At 63.0% G+C, this 21,732-nt stretch carries 23 protein-coding genes; 6 read left to right on the top strand and 17 right to left on the bottom strand.

The genetic code is table 11. The features are described 5' to 3' along the window. Positions 1-18: 18 nt before the first annotated feature. From A0J57_RS00190 to A0J57_RS00240, 11 genes are all read right to left on the bottom strand, one after another. Entirely contained in the window at positions 19-654 is a 636-nt protein-coding gene (locus A0J57_RS00190; RefSeq protein WP_044662119.1) for a conjugal transfer protein TraW, read from the bottom strand. Further along, positions 644-880, bottom strand: coding sequence for a hypothetical protein (locus A0J57_RS00195; RefSeq protein ID WP_044662120.1), 237 nt, complete (start codon positions 878-880; stop codon positions 644-646). Before A0J57_RS00195 ends, A0J57_RS00190 begins: the two co-directional genes overlap by 11 nt. Next, on the bottom strand, positions 877-1,206 hold the full coding sequence (locus A0J57_RS00200; protein WP_044662121.1) for a hypothetical protein: 330 nt from the start codon (positions 1,204-1,206) through the stop codon (positions 877-879). Before A0J57_RS00200 ends, A0J57_RS00195 begins: the two co-directional genes overlap by 4 nt. Further along, positions 1,206-3,725, bottom strand: a complete 2,520-nt coding sequence (locus A0J57_RS00205) for a TraC family protein (protein ID WP_061934585.1) — start codon at positions 3,723-3,725, stop codon at positions 1,206-1,208. Before A0J57_RS00205 ends, A0J57_RS00200 begins: the two co-directional genes overlap by 1 nt. Then, positions 3,722-4,357 carry a TraV family lipoprotein gene (locus A0J57_RS00210; protein WP_044662123.1) on the bottom strand — a complete coding sequence of 212 codons (636 nt, stop codon included), beginning with the start codon at positions 4,355-4,357 and terminating at the stop codon, positions 3,722-3,724. Before A0J57_RS00210 ends, A0J57_RS00205 begins: the two co-directional genes overlap by 4 nt. Positions 4,358-4,389: 32 nt before the next feature. Further along, positions 4,390-5,679 (bottom strand): TraB/VirB10 family protein, encoded by a 1,290-nt coding sequence (locus tag A0J57_RS00215; RefSeq protein WP_044662124.1) that lies wholly within the window; start codon positions 5,677-5,679, stop codon positions 4,390-4,392. A gap of 89 nt (positions 5,680-5,768) precedes the next feature. Next, positions 5,769-6,536 carry a type-F conjugative transfer system secretin TraK gene (locus A0J57_RS00220; RefSeq protein WP_044662125.1) on the bottom strand — a complete coding sequence of 256 codons (768 nt, stop codon included), beginning with the start codon at positions 6,534-6,536 and terminating at the stop codon, positions 5,769-5,771. Next, positions 6,520-7,155 (bottom strand): TraE/TraK family type IV conjugative transfer system protein, encoded by a 636-nt coding sequence (locus tag A0J57_RS00225; RefSeq protein WP_044662126.1) that lies wholly within the window; start codon positions 7,153-7,155, stop codon positions 6,520-6,522. The genes A0J57_RS00220 and A0J57_RS00225 overlap by 17 nt, the downstream gene beginning before the upstream one ends. Positions 7,156-7,163: 8 nt before the next feature. Then, positions 7,164-7,430: a type IV conjugative transfer system protein TraL gene (locus A0J57_RS00230; protein WP_044662127.1), complete on the bottom strand. Its 267-nt coding sequence runs from the start codon at positions 7,428-7,430 to the stop codon at positions 7,164-7,166. Between the two features lie 126 nt (positions 7,431-7,556). Further along, complete coding sequence (locus A0J57_RS00235; RefSeq protein ID WP_044662128.1) at positions 7,557-7,901, bottom strand: hypothetical protein; 345 nt, start codon at positions 7,899-7,901, stop codon at positions 7,557-7,559. A 185-nt stretch (positions 7,902-8,086) separates the two neighbouring features. Further along, entirely contained in the window at positions 8,087-8,869 is a 783-nt protein-coding gene (locus tag A0J57_RS00240) for a DsbC family protein (RefSeq protein WP_044662129.1), read from the bottom strand. 588 nt (positions 8,870-9,457) lie between these two features. Between A0J57_RS00240 and A0J57_RS00250 the strand changes: the two genes are divergently transcribed. The 6 genes from A0J57_RS00250 (at position 9,458) to A0J57_RS00270 (ending at position 13,913) form a co-directional block, all read left to right on the top strand. Then, complete coding sequence (locus A0J57_RS00250) at positions 9,458-9,877, top strand: hypothetical protein (RefSeq protein WP_044662131.1); 420 nt, start codon at positions 9,458-9,460, stop codon at positions 9,875-9,877. Between the two features lie 237 nt (positions 9,878-10,114). Then, a complete protein-coding gene (locus tag A0J57_RS00255) occupies positions 10,115-10,534 on the top strand; it encodes a helix-turn-helix domain-containing protein (RefSeq protein WP_044662132.1) in 420 nt (139 codons plus the stop codon). 9 nt (positions 10,535-10,543) lie between these two features. Then, positions 10,544-11,176 carry a GntR family transcriptional regulator gene (locus A0J57_RS00260; protein WP_044662133.1) on the top strand — a complete coding sequence of 211 codons (633 nt, stop codon included), beginning with the start codon at positions 10,544-10,546 and terminating at the stop codon, positions 11,174-11,176. Between the two features lie 123 nt (positions 11,177-11,299). Beyond that, the gene (locus A0J57_RS25815) at positions 11,300-11,434 is read left to right on the top strand and encodes a benenodin family lasso peptide (RefSeq protein ID WP_137709742.1); all 135 of its coding nucleotides are present in this window, start codon (positions 11,300-11,302) and stop codon (positions 11,432-11,434) included. Positions 11,435-11,499: 65 nt separating this feature from the next. Then, positions 11,500-12,156: a lasso peptide biosynthesis B2 protein gene (locus tag A0J57_RS00265; protein WP_082718614.1), complete on the top strand. Its 657-nt coding sequence runs from the start codon at positions 11,500-11,502 to the stop codon at positions 12,154-12,156. Beyond that, complete coding sequence (locus A0J57_RS00270; RefSeq protein ID WP_044662135.1) at positions 12,156-13,913, top strand: asparagine synthase C-terminal domain-containing protein; 1,758 nt, start codon at positions 12,156-12,158, stop codon at positions 13,911-13,913. The genes A0J57_RS00265 and A0J57_RS00270 overlap by 1 nt, the downstream gene beginning before the upstream one ends. A 76-nt stretch (positions 13,914-13,989) precedes the next feature. On the opposite strand, the gene parT is transcribed toward A0J57_RS00270, so the two are convergent. The 6 genes from parT to A0J57_RS00300 form a co-directional block, all read right to left on the bottom strand. Beyond that, positions 13,990-14,475 (bottom strand): type II toxin-antitoxin system Prs ADP-ribosylating toxin ParT, encoded by a 486-nt coding sequence (gene parT / locus A0J57_RS00275; RefSeq protein WP_044662136.1) that lies wholly within the window; start codon positions 14,473-14,475, stop codon positions 13,990-13,992. Beyond that, entirely contained in the window at positions 14,472-14,951 is a 480-nt protein-coding gene (parS, locus tag A0J57_RS00280) for a type II toxin-antitoxin system Prs ADP-ribosylating antitoxin ParS (RefSeq protein WP_044662137.1), read from the bottom strand. Before parS ends, parT begins: the two co-directional genes overlap by 4 nt. A gap of 87 nt (positions 14,952-15,038) precedes the next feature. Beyond that, a complete protein-coding gene (locus A0J57_RS00285; RefSeq protein WP_044662138.1) occupies positions 15,039-17,120 on the bottom strand; it encodes an Atxe2 family lasso peptide isopeptidase in 2,082 nt (693 codons plus the stop codon). Then, the gene (locus A0J57_RS00290) at positions 17,120-19,690 is read right to left on the bottom strand and encodes a TonB-dependent receptor (RefSeq protein WP_044662139.1); all 2,571 of its coding nucleotides are present in this window, start codon (positions 19,688-19,690) and stop codon (positions 17,120-17,122) included. The genes A0J57_RS00285 and A0J57_RS00290 overlap by 1 nt, the downstream gene beginning before the upstream one ends. Positions 19,691-19,775: 85 nt before the next feature. Beyond that, a complete protein-coding gene (locus A0J57_RS00295) occupies positions 19,776-20,774 on the bottom strand; it encodes a FecR family protein (RefSeq protein ID WP_052628226.1) in 999 nt (332 codons plus the stop codon). Continuing rightward, entirely contained in the window at positions 20,767-21,333 is a 567-nt protein-coding gene (locus A0J57_RS00300; protein ID WP_044662140.1) for an RNA polymerase sigma factor, read from the bottom strand. The genes A0J57_RS00295 and A0J57_RS00300 overlap by 8 nt, the downstream gene beginning before the upstream one ends. Positions 21,334-21,732 lie beyond the last annotated feature (399 nt).

Genomic DNA, 21,732 nt, shown 5'->3' on the forward strand with positions numbered 1-21,732 from the left:
GCGCTTCGTTCATGGGGGTCATCTCGCCGCTCCTTCAGGCGCGAGGCGGCTGTTGAGAGCATATTCGGAAAGCACGAGCTTTTTGCCCTGCTGGGCGACGATCACCGGCGCGACAGTAAGGCCGAGCCGTTCCTTGACCCGTTCCTCCAAAATGAAGAGCGGCCGCCCGCTGCGCTCGGACAGGTCGAGCGCATCGCCCGCGGTAAGCAGGATGAAATCGGTAAAGCGCGCCTGCTTCAGCGCCCAGCCGAGATCACGGGGATGGACGATGACGAGGCGCTGGGGCAACGACACATAGTCGAGCGGGTTGAAGGTGAAGCCCTTGGGGTAAAGCAATCGGCCATCGGGCAGGCGGATATCCTCCTCCACAGTATAGAAAGGGACGAGGCTGCGGACGCGGTCGACCCTGGCCTGCCTCAATGGCGCCGCCTGGAGCGCCGACCAGTTCGAGCGTGGGCCGAGCCGGGAAGCAAGGCTAGGCGCCCTGGCAGCGCGGGCCTCGATCTCCGCCATGGCGTCGGGCTCGGCGATCGGCCAGGTTCGGCCGATCGTGGAGGTCGCGGCCATCGCCGGCTCATGGCAGGCAAGGGCGAGCATCAGCGCGCCGATCAGCGCATGGCGGGCGCGATGGGGATAGCGCGGCTCAATGTCCATGGCGCCGCCTCCACCAGGGTTCGCCTTGTCCGTTCTCGCCGCGGATGGCGCAGATGAGGGCGGTGGCGCCAAGGACGCCGCACGCGAGCAGATAGGCCTTGAGGCTGGCCGGAAGGCCGTCCGCCGCGTCGAACACCAGCATCGTCTGGACGAGCAGCATGAGCTGCGTTCCCACCAGCAGGCGGATCGGTCCGGGCGCAGGTGCGGGGTCAAGGATGCCTCTCATCTTGCCCGCCACCAGGCACGCAAGCGCATGATCCCCTTGTCGATCGCGCCGGTGAGGCCAATGAGAAGGATGCCGCTCGCAAAGCAGCCGGCGGCGACCATGACGGCGGCGCGAAAGACGAGGAGGGGCGGCTGATGGAGCGCGAGACCCGCGGCGCCGACGAGCAGCCCCAGCATCATCGTCTCGATCGTGATCAGGCGGAAGCGCCAGTAGAGCGCCTGCGCTTCGGCCTTGGCGGCGGCGCGCCGCTCGATGAAAGCTTCGAGCGCCGGATCGGGTTCAAACTCGAACCGGGGATGGCTCCTGTCGGTGGAGGGCTTGCTCATCACAGCGCCTCCCCGTTGAGGGTAGACCCAAGGATCTCGGTCGCTTCGACGCCTGCCAGGTCGCAAATCGCTTCGAGCGGCGATCTTCCGCTACGCAGCCGCGCCTCGAACGCCGCCACCTCCTGCGGCGCGCTGGTGTTGATCCAATAGGAGAAGGGATCGACCACGAGCCGGGCGATGCCCAGACCCAGCGGCGAGTCGATGAAGACTTCGGAGTAATTGGGCTTGTTGTTGCGGACCGATTTCAGGAGATCGAGGACGAAGCCCGAATAATCGAGGATCTTGTTCTCGACGGCCCGGTCATAGGTCGACCCCTGGAGGAGGAAGCGGGTGGCGGCATTTTCGAGGATCACCTGTCCCGTGCCGCCGAACAGCAGCAGGTCGTTCATCGACTGGAGGACGACGCCAAAACTCCCCTGATATTTGCGCGCGCGCCTGTAGCCCTGACCGAAGACCTCGGCGAGGCGGGAAAGATCCTGCCCGTCGGTGCGGGTCATGAACTGGGCAGCTTCATCGCACAGGACAAAGCGGGGCCGGTCGCGTGCGGAAAGATAAAGCTCCTGGGTGACCGCGTTCACCACCACCATCACGATCACGTTGAAGAGATCGGGCATGGCCTTGAGGCGCTCAAGCTCAAGCACGACGAACTCGTCGGCGGAAATGTCGAAGGTCGAGGGGCCGTTGAAATAATGGCCATAGGCGCCCGAACTGGCAAAATCGCGCAGGTTGAAGGCGAGTTCGCGGGCGGTAGGGATGAGGTGATCGACTTTGTCGAGATCGCTTGTTGCATAAGCGGGATAGGCGCCCAGCCAGTCACGGACCGCATCGATGCCAGCCTCGGCCCGTCCGCTGTCGATCGTCCACTGGACCGCGGACTTGAGCAGGTTCCATTCCGACGTGCTGACGCCCTTGCGAGTTGCGGCATTGGCCATTTCCGCGACGATCGCGACCGCCATGGAGATGGCCGACTGGCGATCGTCGCCGTCGAGCGCGAATCCCATGTCGAAGGGATTGAGGACGAGATGCTCCTCGCCAATGTCGATATATCGCCCGGAGCAAAGGGTGCAGAGCTTGGCGTAGCTTCCGCCGATATCGATGATGCGGATGAGCGCGCCTTGCGCATAATATTGCTGGCAGAGGTTATTGAGCAGGAAGCTCTTCCCTGCGCCGCTCTCGGCCGAGACGATGAAATTATAATTGTTGATGCGCGGGTCGAAGAGATCGAGCGTGATAAGCTGGCCCTTGCGCCCGGCATAGAGGAGGGCGGGGCGGCCCCCGCCGCGAAAGTCGGTCTGCACCGGAGCCAGCAGCGTCGCCGCCTTGGCGGGCATGGGCAGATCGCGCTCCAGCATCTTGACCGTGCGCCGGTCGGGATAGAAGCCGAAGGGCAGGGCCATCGGCAGCAGCACGGGATTGAGATAGCTCTCCTCCTGCATCATCCAGGGGAGCGGTTCGCTTTCCCAGAGGCGCTTGGCGCGCGCCGCCATCTCGCGGGCCTGCGCGCTGTCCCGACCGAAGACCCAGATGACCGGGATCACCGAGACGAAGCGGCTGTTGCCCGCCTCGTCGAGTACCCAGCCAATTTCCTCGATCTGCTTGCCCACCTCGACCGCGAAACTGCCGGCGGCCTTTTGCGCGGAGAGGATCTGCGCGCGCTTGTGGATCTCGAAGCTCGAATGATCGAAGAGGATGTTGAGTGTGTAGAGGAAGGGGCCGCCTATCTGGTCACTGTCCTCGGATGCGCCACGCATTCCGCCCAGGAGGCGGTTGCAGCGCTCGGCGGTGACGCGCCGGGCCGGCGACTTGGGTGTCAGGCAGCGCGCGACCTGGTCGCCGAGGAACAGTTCGGGGCCATCGAAGACGAGATCGGGGCCGGCATCGATCAGTTGTTTGCGCACCGGGCGCGCGGGCATATCCTCGCTGCCGCGGGCGAAAACACCCGGAGCCGCCGAGAACACGCCGTTGAAGATGCGGCGATAGAAGGTGACCAGCGCTTCGGGCGCGAGGCGGGCGATGCCGAGCTTGGAGAGCTGCTCTTCGATTTGACGGCGCAGGTCGGCCCCGAGCGGCTTCCTCGTCTTGATCGAGAGGAGCAGGCGGAAATTGCGCAGCGGAATGCCGTGGAGGGCATCAAGCCCCTGCGTCCCTTCGCGGAGATAATCGCGGGTCCGGCGCGCCGAGGCCTGGATCAACGGATCGGGCCGGGATTTGAGATCCAGGAAGGCGTCGAGCGCGTCGTCGATCAGCGGATCGGCAAAACAGTGAAGCTGGACGACGGTGCCCGGCGCGAAGTGGATATTGAGGAGGCCGAGCAGCGCCTGATGGACATGGGCGAAAAGATAGGCCGACGGGATGAGTTCCCAGGCCTGGCCCCAGCCATCGTCGATGCAGAGAAATGCCTCTTCTTCCTCGACCCAGGCGACCATCGGCAGAAAGTCGGAATAGGCATCGCGCGAGACGCTCTGGCGCAGCCGCTCGAAGGTCATGCCGCCGCCATGGCGGGTGCCGGGCGCCCTCATCGGCCCGACTCCTGTGGCTGTTCCTGTGGCGACGCGGGAAGGTCGCTCGTCTCCATGGGCGCGGGCTTGGCTTTCACCTGTTCGAGAACGGGTACGCGGGCCGCGGGATTGACGGGGGTCACCAGATAATCGCCGACCACCCATTGGGGCTTGTCGAGGATCGAATAGACATAGCGCGGCATATAGAGACGGTCGGGCCGCTCCCGGTCGGCATAGGGGAGGATGAGCGTGCGGATCGTGCGGCCGGGGCGCAGCATCGGCGTCACCGGCGCCTCGACCAGGCCCTGAAGCTCGCGATAGACGCTGTCGCGATAGCCAAGATAGGGCGTGGCGGCCTTGCCCCGGGCGCGTCCCGTCGATCCGTGGGACGCGGCAGCAGCGCTGCCTTTCAGGATCTTCTTGTCGTTCGTGACATTGGGATCGGACCGCGACACCGCGCCGGCGACCGCATCCTCATAGGCGCGCTCGGGGTGGATGCACTGGCCATGGTCGCTATTCTTGCAGCTGAATTTTTCCGGGTAGGGCGACATGACCGATCCGATGGCGGTGCAGGCCGGCAGGGATGCAAGGATCAGCAGCGGGGCGCCGGCGCGGCGCAGGGGTGAAGCTGACGAGAAAGAGAGTAGCGGCATGGGCGTGTCTCCTTGTGTGAGGCGCGGGCGCATCAGAATTTGCTCCCCGCTGTCGGTTTGATCTCGAGGGCGACGCCTTCCTGGATCACCACGACCACATCCTTGGCGGCGCCCACCTCGACGATGGGACCGGCCTGGCGCGCGAGATCGAGATAGAAGTCGGTGAGCTTGTCGGAGGACTTGGAAAGGCCGCCGGCGATGCCGGACTTGGCCGCATCGCTGGCGTCGAGCGACCGGACGGTGCCGAGCGCGGAGACCGAGGTATCGCCAAAGGTGTTTTCGACGCTCTGGCTCATGCCTGAGATCGTGCCGGCAATGAAGCTGCGGGCGAGCGCGGCCCCGGCGCGGGTGACGACCCGGCCCGACAGCCCCTTCTTCCCGTCGGTGTCGACGAAGAAGCCCTTGATCGGCTGATCGACCACCGAGCGTTCGTCGAAATCGACGCAGGAGAGGGAGACGAGCTGGACCTCGACCCGCTCCTTGGCGAGGCTGCCGGTCGCATTGCCGATGACGAAGCAGCCAGAAAGGTTCGCCTTGACATCATTGGGCAGCACGGCGGGCGCCTGGACACGGGCGATCAGCGGTTCCGGGTTCGAGGTCGCGTCCCGGCTCGCCAGCGCGTCGATCCCGGTCAGCAGCCGCGCCTTCATGAAACCAGGCGGCAAATAGATCGTCCGGGTCTTTTTTTTAACGCTTGTTGCCCCCTTGTCGCCCGCGTCGGCGGTGAGCGCGGCGGTTGCCGTTCCGATCGAGCCGACCTGGCGCTCGACCGGCGGGGCGGGCGGCGCGGGACGGGCAGACGGCACGGGTGGCGGTGGCAGGCTGCCGTCGGCGCTTTCCAGCTCATGCGCGCTGGGGCTTGGCGGGAAGGCCGGGATGTCGCCGGGCATGGCGCTCGGCAGGTCGCCTTCCGCCGCGTCCGTCGAGGAGCGCGCGCCCGGGGCGATCTTGCCCTCCTCGATCGCGGTGACCCGGTCGCCCAGCAGCGCCTGGCCATCGAGGATTTTCTTGAGATCGCCCCGCACCTTGGTCTCGAGGCTGTCACCGCGAAGGCCCGCGCCCATGTCGAGACGGGAGGCGGCTGGTGCTGTCGGCGCTTCGTCCTTCGATCCCGTCGAGGCCGTGTAGAGGCCGTAGCCGAACATCGCGATCACCACGCCGACGCCGGCCTGCCGGGCGCGCAGCTGCTGCTTGGCGCTCAGACTCGCCCAGCGGGCTTTCAGGTCGAGGAGCGCGGGGCCGCGACCTCCATTCTGCGCGCCGCCGTCCTTTGCGTTGTCACCAAGGCCTTCCTTCTTGGGCGGGCGGGAATAGCCCTGCATCCCGGCATGTCTCCGCTGGGGGGGCGCAGGCGAAGCGGGATCACCGCTACCGGCACCTGTGTTGCCGGGGGTTTTGTCGTCGGCGCCACTCACAGCGCTTCTCCCCGGCGCAGCAGGATGAGCCGTGCGCTCTCGCCGGCGCGGAGAGACAGGCGATCGAGGGTGACGCTGAAGATGCGTGCGCCCATCGCAGTGCCAAGGAACAGCCGCTCGTCAATCTCGGTATCGGCGCTCGCCTCGATCCAATATTCCGAAGCCGAAAGCCCCGTGCCCTCGATTGCGATGCGGCGGCGCTCGGTAATGCGGATCGCGGGCGCGGCGCTGAGCGCAAGCAGCCTTGGCGAAACGGCAACCTCGGTGAAGCTGGCCGGCACTTGGTCCTGGAGCATCGAGAGGGTGATGGAGACGGCGCGCTCTTCCTCGACCAGCGGCCCCAGCAATTCGCCATTGGCGCGGGCGCGCTGGCTGGCGCCGGGCGCAAGCGTCACGGTCTGGGCAGGAATGTCCGAGGGCTCGGCATAGAGCGGATAGCTCGCGCCGTTGCAGGTCACGAAGAATTCCGAAGGGGCCGTCACATAGCTGCGGGTCACCTGGCCCGCATCATCGCTTTCCTTGACGAGGAATTTGACCCAGGCGTCGGCCCCGGCCTTCTCGACCGCGATCGCTTTTTCGGCGGAGAATTTGACGTCCTCAATCTCGCCGCCCTGGCAGACGAGATGATTGATGTCCCGGTTGGAGAGGCGGATGCTGCTGGTCTGGTCGGGCAGAGCCATGATGGTTTGCGCGAATGTCGGGACAGGAAGACAGGCGGTGATGAGCGCCGCGGGCGCGCAAAGGCGCTTACCGAAGTTCGGCATCGAAATTTTCCTCGGCTAGAGACAGGAGCCAGAATCGGCCGGCATCGATTGTGTAACGGATGCGCAGATTGCCCCGGAACTTGCGGATGACGCCGCCGATGACGCGCACCTTTTCGACCGGCACCAGGATCTGGCGGTCGGTCCAGGTGACAGGCTGGTCGGGCCGGATATAGGTCGCGATCGAGAGCGTCGGATTGTTGGCGAGCTCGTCGAGGATCGCGTTCAGGCTGTCGCGGATGCCATTATAGGCGGTGGGGTGGACGATACTGAGCAGTTCCTGAAATTGCCGGTCGGCCGACAGCGCGGAATAGGTGCCCGAAAGCGCCACGATATTGCGCGTCATGGTGCGTAGATAGGCGGGCGAGGGCTTGCCACCCGTCACATAGAGATCGCCGCCGGCGCCGAAGGGGACCACGATCGTGCGCTGGTTCTGGCTCGTCGTATAGAGGGCGATCCCCAGGACCGCGGTGATGCCGAACAGGCCCGCGATCGAGAATTTGAGGAGGCGGTTCTCCTCGAAGAGGTTGGATGAGCCCTGGAGATAGCGATGGATGCCGAAGCTGGAGGGCTTATCCAGCAAGGGGTCGCTGGGCTCTCGGGCGGATGATCTGCCGAACATGGGATACCTCACTCGCAAAAGCGGGTCTGGGTCGGGCCGGGGTAGCGGGGGAGCTTGAGCAGCCCCCAGCGCCAGGCGAGATGGGGCATGAAGCCGCGCGGCTTGGTCCGCTTCCAGGGAATGAAGAGGAGAAGGACGCCGAGGAGCGACCAGCCCACATATCCGCCGACGATGACGGCGACGAAGATGGTGGACACCACGACGATGAACTCCTGCGCGTCGAACCAGAGTATCTGGACCGGCTTGTGCAGAAATTGGGGAAGTCTCTCGTCCACGTCCTTCTCCCTTGCTTCATCACGCCTCGACCAGGCGTGATTGTTACAAGGAGCGACCATCCGCTCCCCGTATCCGGCGTGGACCCGGAACATGAGATCCACGCCAGTCCCTGTTTCAGGCGGCTCTCAGACCATCATGCCGAAGGTCTGGAGGATGGAATCCGCCCGGATCAGGCAGACGGCGGCGACGATCGTCGGGATGCCGATCATGATGTTGGAAAAGAGACGGCTGACCCCGAACAGAAAGGCGGCCACCCCGCCCACGAAGCCGAGCGGCCCTTTCACCCCCTGGTTCACCACGATGTCGTAGATATCGTAGCCAAGGTCGCCGGCGGCCGGCGCCTGGAAGGCGTGGGCGGCCGATGCCAGGGTCATCGCGATAAGCAGGGTTCCCACGGCATCGGCCAACGCAAACGAGAGGCTGCGCATCCGGTTCCGGGATTGGGCAGGCAGTGAGGCAAGTTTGAGCATGGCTTTTCTCCAGGCAATAAGGAGCCTCCCCATGAAAATGCCTGCCGGCACCGACATGAGAATCGTTGACGGCCAGCGAAGGGATGGGTGGCTCCTTGGAAACGGGGCCCTGTCGCCGGCATCTGTTGCTCAGGGAACGGGCGCTTGTTCGTCCGTCGCCGTGAGCCCGCCAAATTTGGGGGAAATCAGCTGGGTGGCTTTTTTGGCGCCCGCTTCTCATCGAGCCAGGCCTCGATCTCGGCCTGCTGGAAGCCGGAGATGGCGCGGCCATCAAGGATGAGGGTCGGCGTCCCCGATATGCCCATGGCTTTGACGGCCTGCGCATTGGCGGCGACGCGTGCCGCGCCCTCCTTGCAGGTGGCGAGCGGTTTTGGCGCCTCTCCGGCATAAGTGGCGCGGAAGGCGCCAGCCTGATCCTTCGAGCAGAGGATATGCTCGGCCTTGGACGCGGCTTGCGGGTGGATGCCGCTCACGAAATAGATTTGCCGACGTACCGGCTTTCCTTCGGCGGCCTTCGCCGCCCAGAAGCGATCGAGCGCGCGGCAATAGGGGCAGTCGGGATCAGTGAACTCGATGACGGTCGGCGCGCCCGGCGGTCCGATGGTGAGCGCCTGGGAAGGCTCGAGCGCGCCCAACTTTTTTTGCGCGCTCGCATCCTGGGCGAGGGCGGTCAGATTGACGCCGTTCTTGTCGTAAATGGTGGCGAACAGCAGATGGTCGCTCTGCGGCGCATAATAGAGGATGCGGCCGCCGGCGCTCGCCTGGAACAGCGGGCCCTTGACCGGCGCCGGCCCGAAATCCTCGAACTGAAGATTGGCAAAGCTCTGATGAAGGCTCTGTTCGGCGGCGCGGGCTGCCGCGGCAAGGTCCGCCGGTTCGCCCGGTTGCGGCTGTGCCATCGCAGCACCGGGAAGGAGGAAGGTGGCGCAGGTGAGGACTGCGGAAAGATTGCGGGAAGGCCTCTTCATCGGGCTATCTCCTTCAGGGGCAAAGCGGGGGAGTTCAGCAGGTCCGCATCAATCCTGACCCTGGAGCCCAGCTGCAACGAACGACGCGGTTCGACTGGGGAAGTGGCGTCTGCGCGAATGAAGAAATCTCCGTTCGCCTGCGCTATGTCGAGATGCCCCAACGGGAGCGCTGCCGCAGTTCCGGCGCTTGGGTGCGCCGCTCCGCATGGGTTCGCGATCAGGCCGGACAGGAACAGTCCAGCCACGATCGCCGGTTGATTGGCCGACATCATCATCGTCTCCAATGCATGACGAAGCATTGCGCCTCGTGTGGGTCTCCATGGGTTGGCGGTGGACGCTCAAACTGGAAATCGGATCTGTGCCTCGTCGCCCCATGTCGGGATGAGCCGGTGGTGCGCCAACCTTGCGGGCATCCGCAATGGGCAGGGCACTGAGATGCCGAAACCGGCACTGAAGTACCGGAATCGGCATCTCAATGCCGATTTCGGCATTTCAGTGCCGATTTTTTGATCAGGAAACGCCTTCAAATTCGCGGATGCCCGTCAGTAGCATGGGGGTGGTCGCGCGAATCACAAAAGGGGTTGAGCCATGGTCGGCAACCGATCGAGGACCTACAGATTGTACCTGTCGAGCGAGGGCACCGACCTGTTCCTCGCGTGCCACTATCGATTGGCGCGGATCGCCAGGAGCTTCATTCCCTATGGCGCGACGCTATCGGTCGCGCTTCTGCTGATGGGGTCCGTGGATACGGACGAGCTCGTCGCGGAACTTACCATGCCCTCGCTCAAGAAGTTGGTGGGGAATGAAGAACATTATGTCGGGGCATCGGCGCAGCTGAAGCCCTTTGCCGGCGCCATTCTCGAACGCGTCGCCGCCTCGGACCATATCGATGCGCGCCCGACGGTCGCGAAACTCCATGTCGCCGCCATTGCGATCATGGCGGCGAGCGAGGATCGGGCTCTGGCGCGGGCCTTTCGACGGCTTCCCGACACTTTTCGGCAAGGCTGACCGGGCGTCGAACAGCGCGTCAGGCCGCTTTTGTAGGGCGGGCCTCCACCATGAGTTAGGGTGGCGACGCGGCATCTCTTCTTCAATTCGGGTAATTTGACCGTCTGTCTGCGGACCCAAGCGGCTCGCCAACTGTCAAAATGGTACCGATAAAATTTGACCGACGGCATATTTCACCCAAATCTTGGGTCATCGGAATGTGCATGGATGCTTTGAGACGCGATCAGGGAGGACCTGATGACCTCATCTCAAAGCGGCGCCTTTGAAGAAGGGGCGTCGATACTGGCCGAGGTCAAGTCGATCTCAGGTCGCCGCATTGAAGAACGGCGCAGGCGCCATCGCATTACGCAAGAGCAACTTGCCGCCGATGTCGGGATCGGTGTGCGGTGGCTCAGGGAAATCGAATCGGGCAACCCGAAGTCCCGTTTCGATGACCATATCGCCTGCGCCCATGCCCTCGGACTGTCGGCGGCGCATCTCCTCATCCCCATGATGTTTCTGGAGCATCACATGCACTTTCCCCGCCATTTCTTTCTCGATGACATGCGCGACCTCGAACAGCTCTGTATCGAATTCATCTCCGGTCTGAACCTGCGGACTTTCCTCAAGCCGGCCGACGGCGGGCGCGGTCCGACCGGCACCGGCTCATCGGCATAGGCAGTCCGCATGGCGCCGGAAACCGTCATCGCCGATCGCGTCTATCGCGAACTCAAGCTGCTGATTCTGCGCGGTGACCAGCCACCGGCAGCGCCGCTTGTGGTGCTGGCCCTCGCGGAGCGCTTCGGGACCAGCATCGCGCCGGTTCGCGACGCGCTCCATCGTCTCGTCGGTGAGCGACTGGTCGCGATGCAGGGCGGAGGCGGCTTCGCCATGCCGCCCCTGACCCGGCAGCGAGCCTATAATCTCTACAGTTGGCACCGAGACATTGTCGAAGCGGCGCTCAAGGTCATGGTGAAATTCGAACGAATCGAACAGCCGCCAGCCTTTCTTGACGATGAGATAGCCGATCCCGTACGCATTGCCGCTGCCAGCGCCGATCTTTTCACGCAGATATGCGCCTGTTCGCCCAATGACGAACATCTTGATGCGGTCAGCATCGTTGGCGAACGTCTTCACACATTGAGGCTGTGCGAAAGCGTGGTGAACAGGCAGGCTCAGGAATTGCGGGAATTATGGACCATCGTCTGCGAAGGAAACAGACGCGCGATCCGAAATGCAATCTCCCACTATCATAAACGTCGCCTGGCGCGTGTAGACCAAATCGTGAGCGCTGTGCTTCTGGCGTCAATTGCGGACTGAAATTCTCCATCCATTTGCAAGCTTATAAGCTGTCAAAATGGCACCTTATAAGATCGGATATATGGCTTTCCTTCAATAGCATCAGTCCTGCCGCAAGACTGCGGTGAACTGATGGAGATGAAGATGAACAACATCAACGAGCATGAAGACAGCGTCGTCGATCTCGGCGTCGCATCGGTCGAAACGAAGGGCGCAGCGCTCGACGATTCCGACAATATCGGCGGCCAGGTCCGCCAGCTCGGTATCGCCGACGACTGACCAAGGGGCGCGCGCCGGAGGGCGCGCGTCTTTTTCATGATGGCCGCAAGCGTCGGAGAGCCGAAATGGGATACAGGTTGAGAAATGGCCTGTCCTTCTGCGTGACAGGGCAGCGCGCGATCTTCCTCGATGTCGCGGCCGACCGCTATTTTGGCCTGCAGCCGCAATGGGATCTGGCGTTCCGGCGGCTTGTCATGGGCGAGGCGCCGGGGTCCGACCTCGGCCATCTGGTCGCTTCTGCCATTCTCGTTGAAGACGAGGAAATCGACTGGCCGCCGCAGCCGGTTTCCATTCCCTGCGCGTCGCGCGAAGTGCCGCTTGATCCCGCGACGGGATCGATGGGGCAGCGGCTCGCTTTCATCCGAGCGCAGATCAGCGCGATCATTCGCCTTCGCGTCCGGGAGTTCGGCGTCATCATCGCGCAGATCGAGCGGCGCGCGCGTTGCGTCGAGATCGACCATGCCGGTCGCGCGGACCTGGAATGGACAGGCTGGGCTTCAGCGTTTGCCGCCAGTAACTGGTTGCTGCCGCAAAGGGGCCAGTGCCTGCCCCGCTCGATCGCCTTTCTCGAGGTCCTGCTCGCCGCGGGCCTCAGCGCAAAGCTGGTCATTGGCGTCAGCGCATCGCCCTTTTCCGCCCATTGCTGGGTGCAGGCCGATGACATGGTCCTCAACGATCGGCTGGAGAATATCCGGCCCTTCGAGCCGATCCTGGCGATCTGATGCTGGGGCGCTACCTGATCCTGATCGACTGGAATGAAGAGGCTCTGCCGCGCAGGCAGGCGTTCGTTCAGGAGCGCACGGGTCTTCGATATTGCACGCGCATTGGGCAGGCCATCATCTGGACAAGCGCGCCCGACCTTGTTTTGCTGCTGCCTGACGGTTCGGGCGGGGTGATTGGAACGCTGTTCCCGCGCCATGGCCCGGCCTTCCCGATCACCATGGAGGACAAGCAGTGGCAGGAGGAGATGCGCACCGGCGCCGTCCTGCCGACACTGCGCGACCGATATTGGGGCGGCTACATCCTCTCTGCGGAAGGCGAGGGAATGATGGAACTCGCGCGAGATCCCGGCGGTGCGATGCCTAGCTATTTTCTCCAGATGCCGACGGGCTGGGCCGCGTCGTCGGATGTCGATCTTCTGGTCGAAGCCGGCCTTTTGAAGCGCGCCATCGCCTGGGATCAGATCCCGCGATATTTGATCGCGAAGGACTTGCCGAATAGCGCGACGGCGATCGAAGGCCTCCACGAATTGCTGCCCGGCACCTCCGTCCTGTTGAAGCCTGGAGAGCAGGAAGTGACGCGCTTCTGGTCACCCTGGGATCATGTCAGGGAAGCCGAACAATGGGACAGCGAGGCGGCGGCTGAACGCCTCCGCAGGACCATTGATCATTGCATCGCTTCCTGGGCCTCGACCTCCAGCGCGATCCTTTCGACCCTTTCGGGCGGGCTTGACTCCTCGATCGTCACGGCTGGCCTGTCGAGGGCCGGGACGCCGTTCCAGTGCGTCACCCTCGTCACCGAAAATCGCAACGGCGACGAGCGGGATTATGCGCGCGCCATGGCCGCGTCGGTCGGTGCGCCATTGCTCGAAGGCTTCTACGATCATGGCGATATCGACCTCTCCCGTTCGGTCGCGAGACATTTTCCCAAGCCCATCGGGCAGATCCATGAGGTGGCCTATCATGCCCTCGTCATGCGCCTGGCGCGCGGTTGCGGGGCGGATGCCGTCCATACCGGAAATGGCGGCGACAATATCTTCTACAACAGCAGTTCGGTCCGCCCATTTTTCGATTGCATCCATGCGCGGGGCATCGGTGGCGAGGCTTTCGCCACGCTGCGCAATATCGCGAAGGTGACCGAGACGTCGTTTTCGACAGCGGCCTGGGAAGTGCTGCGCGCAATCCCCCATATGCGTCGGCCCTACAAATGGGTCCGCAATGGCGAGGCCATCGCCGATGATGTGATGGCGGATTTGCAAGCCAAGCCGTTGCGGCACCCTTGGCTCGATGAGCAACTGCGCTCGCGTCCCGGTAAATCCGGGCAAATCGCCTTCCTCCTGCGGGTCCAGAACCATCTTGAAGGCTATCTGCGCGAACATGGGATGCCGATGGTCAACCCCCTCATGTCGCAACCGGTGGTCGAAGCGGCATTGGCCATTCCGACCTGGAAAATGCTTGAGGGCGGGCGGGATCGTGCCATCGCGCGAAGGGCCTATCATGATCGCCTCCCGCCGCTGGTTCGGGACCGGCGGCGTAAGGGAAGTCCGAGTGGCTTTGCGATGGAGGTGATCGAGCGCAACCACCATGAAGTGCATGAGCGGCTGCTGGACGGCGAACTCATGCGTCGGAAACTTCTGAACGGCGCTGCGATCGACGCAGCGCTGGCGCGGGGACCGGCCATGGGATTGAGTTATGTCCGGCTGCTGACCCTGCTCGATATGGAGGCCTGGATCGCGCGCTGGAACGGGGCTGGCGGTTGAACCGCCAATGACGAGGAGTCCGGGCATCGAGTGTCAAGTGCGCAAGCGGACTGATCGGTAACGCTGCCAGAGAAGATCACGCCTTGCGGATCATCCTTGGATCATAGAGCCATTTGCGCACCTTCCGGGCCTTGATCCCCTTGGCATCGGGGTGCGCGGGATTGATGAGGAGATTAGTCTCCTCTGGCACAATGACGGAAGGGACGAGCAGCAGCGCTGTCCTTTGGCTCTGCGCCCATTGCGATCCGAATGAGATGCTGACCCGTCCCGCCGGTTCGGCATCCCAGCCGACCGGGAGATTGCCGGGTGTCGCGACCTCCGCTGATGCCAGCACCTCGTCCGGCACCTCGATTTCGACGAGGTAGCGATTGAGCGGCAACCCACCCGAGTTCAGATGAACGACCGTCTCCAGGCAGGCGAGTGCCCGGCTGCTCGCCGCATAGACGATGGCGACGCCGACCTCATTCCACCGGCCCCCGGTGATCTTGGCGCCGGCGCCTGACAGGTCGTCCGCTTCATAGGTCCTGGCGTCGGTTGCGATTCTCCAAAAGCTTGTCGTCACGCAAAGGCGCCGCTCTGGATTTGCGCAAGGGCGCGGGACACGACGGCCTGTCCCTCCATCGTGTCGAGAAGATCGATCGGATTGACGCCTCCCAGCGCCGGGAGAGGCTGACGCAGCCAGGACGAGAGCCATTCGGGCGCATCGAACCCATCCGTCTCGCCCGATTCCTCGACCATGTCTTCGAGCTGGCCGACCAGTTTTGCAAGGCCCAGAACCCGTTCACTGTCTTCCGTCGAGAGCGGCTGGTTGTTCGCCGCCTTCTTGTTCACCGTGGCCGTCTTGAGATTGAGCGCGTCGAACATGACCTTCTGGTCCACATGCAAGGCGGCGATGAAGCGCTTCAGGTCGCTGGCCGCCACGCCCTTCTTGATGACGCCGATTCGATCGACCGGCGAGGCACGGTACAGCGCCTTATAGGCAAAGGGGGGCGTGCCTTTCCCCTGCGCCTTGCGCGCGCCAGTTTCGAGTTCGGACATGGCAATGCTCCTTTGAGCATTTATATAGCTCCTTTGAGCGTCATTCGCAAGGAAGGCGGTGGAGGCAGCCATGCCATCGGTCGCCCATCAGCTGCCGACCGGCCGGTTTTCGCCGACGGCGGCTTGATCCTGTGCCGCCCGCCGCATCTCGGCCCAGCGATCGACTTCGGGCGCATCGTCATCCGAAGGGTCGGGACGCTTACCCCTCAGCCAGAAATCGAACCATCGCAGGTTCCGCTTGTAGATGCCCGCCCGATGAGCGGGGTGACGCTTGATGTGGACCTCATCGGGGAAGACGTAGAGATCGATCGGGTGTTTCGCGGCCCGCAGAGCCCTGACTGTTTCCAAGGCCACGAGATATTCGCCGTCGGCGGCCTGCATGAGGATCGGAAAGGCGACCCGCGAGGCGTTGCGGGCGAGCGAAATGTCTCCCCACATTTGCGGCTTGTCCTCAGGGGAGGCAGGCCAACCGAGGCTTTCATAGTGACGCTGGAGGGAAGGCCCCAACACCCAGGTTTGAGAGGGCTCCCAGCAGCAGCCGCTCACCACCGCGGCCTTGAACAGACTGCTATGCAGCGCCGCATATTGGACGGTCGTCGATCCATCGCTGAGCCCGGTGATGCCGATCTGTTCCGGGTCGGCGACCCCGGCGTCAATGAGCTGCCTGACCTTCGTTTCGATGGCGGACAATATGCTTCGCCGCTCCATGAAGCCGTCATTCTGCCGCCGCTGTCGCTCTATCGATGGGAGGCCCAGCCCGTAAAGCGGGGAGCGCGGCCGCTGGACGTTTAGAACCAGATATCCGGCGCGGGCGAAGAGCTGGACGGGATATTCATCGCCCGTACCGCCTCGAAGGAACCCGCGGCTCTCATATTGCACGACGATGAGCGGGTAGCGGCGTCCGGGTTGATAGTCGGGCGGATAGACGAGATCTCCGAAGCATTCGATGCCCTGATCGTTCTTCCAGAGCAATCGTTCGACCTTGCCAAGCTTCAGCGTCCCAAAGGCCGGGTTCGGGTCAAACAGAGGGACGGATTTCCCGGTGCGCAGGTCGATACGACTGAGATAGCGTGGGTGGGTCGAGCCTTCCCGCCCACATAGGACATCATCGTCGATCGGCTTGCAGTCGATGAGCAGATCTGATGTCGCATAGAGCCTGTGGGGTTCGGCCGAACCGACCTTCCATTCATAAATCGCCATCTCATTCTTCGCCCAACCCTCGCGCCGGACGTAGCGCACGGCGCCTTTGGAAGAGAACCAGGGCGCACCTTCCACCTCGGTACAGGCGCTGCTTTCGCAGCGGCTTTCCTTCCCTGCCGGACCAGCGGCGATATGATCGAACCCTTTGTCATCCCGCACCGTTGTCGCGTGAACGCCCTTTGCGGCTTGCGATTCCGCGATCGGTGCCGTCAGCAACGCTTTCTCTTCATCACTGGCCGCGCGGATGTCACCGTCACTGATGCGTACCGCCTTGTAGACATAGGCGGGGCGGCCTCCTGGAAAGGGCCAGGCCGAGGCGAACGGAAAATAGCGATCATCATAGCGCAGCCCCGAACGGGATTCCCGGCGCAGAGCCGTTGCCTGCGCGGAACCGTCGCGGACCTTGTAGATGATCATGCTTCCATCGCGACTGAAGCGGAAATCGACGATATCCTGCGGATCGGCGCCGATGGTCCGGGCTTTCAGCTTCTCATCCCACAGGCGGAGCTGCAGCCGCCCGTCGATGAATTTGAGATAGGCGAGACGCTTTCCGTCGCCTGACCATCTCGGCGTGATCAGTTGGGTGATGCCCGATGGGAAGCCATTTGTTCCGTAGAAATCTTCGAAGCGAAAGAAGGCGACGCCCGGCCCGGAATCGATCAACGTCGAGTTTCCGTCGCGATCCACAAGGGTGATGCCGGTACAATAACTGTCCCCTGCCACGCTTGCGCGTCGGACACCGACCGCGACCCTTCGATTGTCCGGTGACAGCGTGAAGAAGGAACCGGCTTCCATCGCGGCATTGGGTCCAAGATCCAACGTCTCGATGAGGTCGCGATCCGCGATGGGACGAGGGCTGCCGGCTTGTGCGTCGGGCTGCAGGATGCGGGCGCAATCTTGTGATGCAGGTGCGGCCGGGACTGCGGCCGCACCTGCCCCGGATATGCTCAGAACAAGGGAAATGAGCATTACCAAGCCTTTGAGACGGTGAAGCTCAGGAGGCGCCCGATGCTGGAATAGTTGGTGGCGTCATAGGTCGGGTTGGTTGCCGTCGCGCGGATGGCCGAGGGCTTCTCATTGAGGATATTTTGCCCGGAAAGCAGGAAGGACCATCCGCCCAACAAGCCGCTCCCCTCGGGTCCCCAGCTGATCGTGGCGTCGATCGAGTGGAAGCCCGAGACCTTGTAGGTCGTCGTGGTTCGCGTGTCGTCCGTACCGCCGATATAATTATAAGCGAGGTTTGTCCCGATCGGCCCACGCTTCCAGCCGCCGCCGGCGCGACCGCGCCAGCGCGGCGGGTTGAAGATCCTGCCGGCCTTCACGATCGTCGGCTGACTCGCGCTCAATTTCTGATCGCTCTTGAGATAGCTGCCGCTCGCTTCGAGGTGGAACTGATTTTCTCCTGCCGAAAATTCATAGGAGGCGGAGGCATCGACGCCTCGGATATGCTGCCTGGCGGCGTTCTGAAGCTGGTTGAAGATGATAGCCGCCAGATTGGCAGGGTCGTAAGCGCCGCCTGTCTGGTTCTGGACGCCCAAAGGGAGATTGGCCGTCGCCGCCAGAACCTGTTCCAGGGTTGGGTTGAGGAGGATGAGGTCGGCATAATCAGCTTTGAAGGCCTGGGAGCTGTCGGCGATCGGGCGAACCACGCGGTTTTTGTAACGGACATCGAAGTAGCTGGCTTCAAGCCGCAGGCCGGGGATGCTTTGAGGCTTTGCCTCCGCCGTCAGGGTCAGGGTCGTCGCCTTTTCGGGTTCGAGATCCTTGCTGCCGCCGCTGATCTGGAGGACATTCCGGCTGGTTGGCGGGGAGGGGAGATAATAGGCCGGGAACAGGAGCACACCCTGCCGGACCGTGTTCTGTTGGCTCAGCGTCGGCGCCTTGAACGATTTTCCCCAGGCGCCCTTGAGCATCAGGTCGCTGATCGGCTGGTAGCTGATGCCGATCTTGGGGGTCGCAAGCCCACCAATATCGTCATAGCGCTCATAGCGAACGGCACCCGAGAACTGGAGCGATCGGATCAGGGGAACCGCGTTGCGATCGGCGACCAATGGCAGGAAAAGCTCGCCATAGGCGAAGGTTGCCGTCTGGCCATCATGATAGTTGAGGAGGGACGTGGTTGCCGTTGCGGTGACGCGCCTGATCGATGCGTCGAGGCCGTTGGAGCGAAGGCCCGCGCCGACCGCGAGCCGCGCATCGCCTCCCGGCAGAGCGAAAAGCGGGCCTTCGCCGCTGAATTCGGCCGACCATAGATCATTCTTGTACCGGACATGGTTCACGGCCGAGGCGGTGCCTCCCGAATAGATTTCCGCGATGATCTTGCTGTCGCTGATGGCGCGGGTGGCGCGAGCCGTGACTTCCCAACCCGCGGGTAGCCGAAACTTGACCGAAGGGCTGATGGAATAGCTCTCGATATCGGGGCGGCTGATAATGCCGCTTTGCTTCACATCGCCCGTGTTTGTGAAGGGAAGGGCGGCCACAGACTTGTGCCGGTTGTAATGAGCGTCGATCTCAAACTCGATAATGTCGGCCAGCGACTGGTGACCGGCCAGGACCGCGCTGACTTGCCGTTGCGAGGGGAGCAGGGTGTTGCTGGCCTGGCGTGACCGCATATAGGAGCGCTGCGATGCCGTGATGTCCGTCGCTTTGTTGAAGTCGCCCGCGATCATGAATCCGCCACTGTCCCAGCGGCGGCCGGTCACGGCGCTATATTGCTGCTGGACGTCGCCGCCGTCAGTGGCGGCGCCGAACCGAGCAGTCGTCAGCAAGCCGTCATAGTCCCGGCGGAGCAGGATGTTGGCGACGCCGCCCACCGCGTCGGACCCATAAAGAGCCGATGAACCGTCCGCGACGATCTCCACTCGCTCGATGGCTGCCAGGGGGATCGCGGAAATGTCAATCCCCTGGCTTACTGCATCATATGCGACACGATGGCCGTTCAATAGTGTGAGCGTGGCATCGGCGCCGAGGCCCCGCAGGTTGAGGGTGGAGGAGGATGTGGTGTTTTCCGAACCGGTCTGCACGCTGGAGATGACACCCGGGTTCTGCCCGCCGCTGAAATTCTGCGGAATGCTGCGGACAAAGGAGCCAAGGTCCGTATAGCCGAGTTCCCCGATCTTCTCTCGGGAAGCAGCGATGACCGGAGACATGGGCTTTGCGCCGCGAATGCGTGAGCCAGTAACGAAGAGCTGGTTGTCCGCCGCGCCTTCTACCTCCTCGCGCGACGGCGTTGCTCGCCCCCGGAGGTAAATGGTTCGCCCCCTGATGTCCGCATTGAGGCCGGATTGTGCAAGCAGGGCGGTGACGGCTTCCTCGACCGTGAATTCGCCGGTCAGCGCGGGCGAGCGGCGTCCCTGGAGCGACTTGGGATCAGCCACGAGCTGATAGTCATTTGCCCTGGCGATGGCGCGCAAACCCGCGCCGAGTTCCTGGGCCGGCAAATCATAGCTTTTCTTCGCTTCCTGCGCCGCAGCCTGCGGCGCAACCATGCTGACGCAGATCGCGGCGCTGCCCAGAAGCGCAAACTTTCCCATACCCATTTTCTGCCCCCTTGATTGGTCCGCCTCTTTGCGAGGCTCAAAACCAGAAGACGGGGCGAGACAGGTTTGAAGCTGGGCGCTTGAATTATTTTCTGGGGCTGAGGATCAATCTGCCCTTTTCGGTGCGATCGATGTCGAGGTCCAGAAACCCGCTGATCGCTTCCGCCACGCGCTCAATGTCGCGAATGTGGATGTCCGCGAATATCTCCCGGTCGCCCAGGCTCGCGGGCATCAACTCGATCCTGGTATCGCTGTAGCTGTTTGCTTCGGCGATGACTTCCCTGATCGGCACATTGTCGAAACTCTTCACGCCGTTCACCCATTGCTCGTCAGACCTGCGTGCAGGAATGACAAGGGTTTGCGGCTCATGTCCATGGCTGAAGGCCAAAATCTGGCCGGGCCGGAGCCGAATTTTTCTGGCAGGCTGTGTGTGCTGAGAGGTCAACTCCACCTCTACGCCGCCTTCGATCAGATGCACCGCCACATTGTTTCGGAATAGCACATCGAAGACAGTTCCGGTCGCACGCACCTCCATGCCGCCGGCCCTGACGAAGAACGGACGCTCGGCATCATGGGCAACGATGAACCGGGCGCGACCGCGCTTCAGCACGAGGTCACGGCGGTCCGCCGTCATCGTAACGGCGATCGCGGTGTCGGTATCAAGGACGACTTGGCTTCCATCGGCGAGCTTGACGGTCCGCACTTCCCCCACTTTCGTAACAAAGGGGGCTGGGGTCACTCCGCCCGCCATCTGCGGTGATTGAGTGCGGATGGTCTGGAACAGGATGCTCGCGGCTATGAGCAGGCCCAGGATAGACGCAGCCGCCAGGATCGGGACTGATTTGATCCCCAAGGGCTTTTGCACCGGAAGCCGGGGAGGGGGCAAATCGAGCACCCCGCCGGCATGGCCGGCGGCCTGCACATCGTTCATCAGGTCAAGATAGAGCTGCCGCCGAGCCGGCTTTTCCTCGATCCAATCGGCGAGCGACTGCGCGTGACGCTCCGGTTCATCGAGCATCTGCAACACCCATTTTTGAGCGGCCCGGCGATCCTGCGCCGTAGTCGCGCTGTGGTCCTCAGTCATTGTCCGCCTCCCGCTGACGGTCGATGAGCCGAATGGCCTTGAGCATATGCTTCTGTACGACCCAAAGTGGCTCTCCGAGATCCGATGCGATCTGCCGGTAGCTACAGCCTTCCACCCGATTGAGAAGGAAAATTTCGAGTGTGCGGGGGGCCAGTTGCTGGAGGATCGCCGTCCAGCGAGCCAATTCCTGGCGCGATTGAACGTCACGATGAGGGTCTAGGCTGGAGATCGCATTTACGCCGTCCTCGAGCAGGGTCAGTTGCCTTGAGAGGCGTGTGGAGCCGCGTTCCGCATGGTCGCGTAGCAGGTTGGTCGCAATCCGTGTCAGATAGGCACGGGGGCTTCCGAGTGAGGGATGCGGGGCGGCGCACACGAAGCGGGTCAGCGTTTCCTGGCTGAATTCGTCGGCATCGGCGGGGTTGCCGAGCTTGCGGGTGAAGAAACGCAATAGGCGAGGCTTCTCCCGTCGATAGAAATCGGAGAAGCTGAACCGCTCGCCGGTATCATTGCTCACAATCTGAAGGTCGATCCGGCGACCTTCACTTTCGCCCTGGCCCATTCGTCGCACCTATGTCCACTCGGGGCGACGGCCAAAGCCGGATGTTAGTAACCTGGCCATAAGATCAGGCGCGTGCGCCTTTACCGGCAAGCCGGCTGGACATGCGCGCACGCCACCCGGCCCAGAAGTCTGGTGCCGAGTTCTTATGGCTGGGGTTACTATGCCCCACTTCCGCTCTTTCTACGGAAGCAATGGCTACCTTGCCGGAACGACGAAGTTCTGCAACCTAAATAATGGGTTTGTGACGTTTTTGCTTCTCAGCGAGGATGACACCTCGGGCGATGAGGGGGGCGGTTCGCAGTGCGCCGCGTCGCCTTCGCCGGACAAAAATTTACCTATGAGATGGGTATCCGTCGGACGGCTTTTCCGCGGCCCTGGGGACATTCGCGACTGTCCGGT

This window comes from Sphingobium sp. 22B, assembly GCF_001580035.1.
Taxonomy (GTDB): Bacteria; Pseudomonadota; Alphaproteobacteria; order Sphingomonadales; family Sphingomonadaceae; genus Sphingobium; species Sphingobium fuliginis.